The organism is Neobacillus drentensis (assembly GCF_036965425.1).
GTDB lineage: Bacteria > Bacillota > Bacilli > Bacillales > Cytobacillaceae > Neobacillus > Neobacillus drentensis_F.
Window position 1 is genome coordinate 1,784 of the sequence record NZ_JBALPP010000197.1, and the last position, 1,615, is coordinate 3,398.

Here is a 1,615-nt window from a genome sequence, read left to right on the forward strand (position 1 = left end):
AGTCCTACCTGCGGAGTCATAGTCCAACAAGGACACTAGGAACTTGGTCAGGGCAGGAATGCAGCAGCCATAACTAGTGAAATTGTGTGGATTATTACATAGACAGAAAGAAAAGCGCTATACTCTATCTTTATTTGAGTTTAGCGCTTTTTTTTGTGTAAGAAATTTCCATTTCATACCTTTACCTATGCCCCTTTTTTGAATCAAGAATAAACATAGACGCATCTTGTCCCATGAATATTTTATTTCCTGTATAAAAGGTTTTGAATTGAATATCCCTATACCCTATTTTAGTCATAATGTCGGTTAGCTCTTCTGGATTAAATCCGTTATGAACAATATCAGAAATTATTTTTTCATTTTTATTAAAATCTACGACCAGTAGATGTCCTCCTTCATCAAGAACATCAAATAATCTTGATAAAACTAATTCAACATCATGAATATGGAGAAGAACCTGAGCCATAAAAATATAATCGGCATGTAAATCCGATAGACTTTCCTTTTCAATATCAAAGCATAATGTATCTACATTATGAATATTAAAATTATTTATTTTTTGCTTTATTTGATTAATCATGTTTTGTGACGTATCCAGAAAAAGCATAGAATTAAACTCGTTTAACAAGTTCATTCCGACAAGTCCAGTTCCACACCCAAAATCAATTGCATTCTTACTTTTAGCGTCAACTAAATAATTACGGATGGCATCTGATGATATCTTTGCAATTTGGATTCTTTCAGGAGTGTCATATTTATTAGCTATCATTTCAAACTTATCAGTATTTCCCATTATTATCTCTCCAATCAGGCTTAATAAACAAACCTATACACTAAAAAACTTGTCATTATTTAGGATGCGATTCTGCATATCACAATTCAACTAATACACCTTTAAAGCGGCCTATCCATCGTTTTAAACGAGAATGGGGACCATTGACATTTTTAATGTGATACAAGCCCTTAATAACGTGTTTACAATCGTCTGATTTTATCCGATAATTCCAAACCCTTTTCTTTTGCATAGGTTTTGTAAGCCCTCCAAGCATCGGTTACAAGCACTTTTCCATTGTACATTTCATTGATTAAACGAACACCAGCAGAGGAGGAAGGTTCATCATAGCGTTTACCCCATTGATAGAACTTGTTCATTTTGGTATGGGGGTAATTTGTCGATATACCTTAACAAGTTACTAAACACTTTGTTCACCTTGACATCCTAACGAACATTCGTTCTTACATTGATTTTATCAAGAATTTGGCAAGTATCAAAAATAAACATTTACCTTTAACATAGTCTTTATTTAAAAAGGTAAACTATTATACACTTGGATCTTTTAGCGGTAAATGTGGGAAAAGTGACAAGTATGAAATACCCAGTAACAAAAACATGATACCAATGAAAATTTACAATGAGGTGATCCTATGTCAACTATAAATAAGGAAGAAGATAATTTTTCTATAATTAATAAAGGGAGTAAAGAATCTTTAGAAATTAGCTCAACAGGATATGGATTAGAATCAGTAACTGAAGAATCTGAAGAAGGTAAGCACAACCTTCAACAAAAAAATATTAATCCTACTTGTGGAGGATTATAAATAAATTTAACTAAAG

The 1,615-nt window shown here is 32.2% G+C and carries 2 protein-coding genes, 1 other RNA gene and 1 pseudogene; 2 read left to right on the forward strand and 2 right to left on the reverse strand.

Annotation, left to right across the window (positions count from 1 at the left end; all coding sequences use genetic code 11):
* Positions 1-15 precede the first annotated feature (15 nt).
* Positions 16-101, forward strand: an RNA gene (gene ffs, locus V7161_RS29850) — signal recognition particle sRNA small type.
* An 80-nt stretch (positions 102-181) separates the two neighbouring features.
* Here the strand turns inward: ffs and V7161_RS29855 are convergent.
* Both V7161_RS29855 and V7161_RS29860 read right to left on the reverse strand, forming a co-directional pair.
* Positions 182-793 carry a class I SAM-dependent methyltransferase gene (locus tag V7161_RS29855; protein WP_335716389.1) on the reverse strand — a complete coding sequence of 204 codons (612 nt, stop codon included), beginning with the start codon at positions 791-793 and terminating at the stop codon, positions 182-184.
* Between the two features lie 94 nt (positions 794-887).
* Positions 888-1,065: pseudogene (locus V7161_RS29860) on the reverse strand (IS1595 family transposase); the annotation flags it as partial.
* Between the two features lie 360 nt (positions 1,066-1,425).
* Between V7161_RS29860 and V7161_RS29865 the strand changes: the two are divergent.
* The gene (locus V7161_RS29865; RefSeq protein ID WP_289984442.1) at positions 1,426-1,599 is read left to right on the forward strand and encodes a hypothetical protein; all 174 of its coding nucleotides are present in this window, start codon (positions 1,426-1,428) and stop codon (positions 1,597-1,599) included.
* Positions 1,600-1,615 lie beyond the last annotated feature (16 nt).

Bases quoted from the DNA above. Each gene is read 5' to 3' on its own strand.
- V7161_RS29855 (WP_335716389.1), bottom strand. From the start codon at position 793: ATGGGAAATACTGATAAGTTTGAAATGATAGCTAATAAATATGACACT.
- V7161_RS29865 (WP_289984442.1), top strand. From the start codon at position 1,426: ATGTCAACTATAAATAAGGAAGAAGATAATTTTTCTATAATTAATAAA.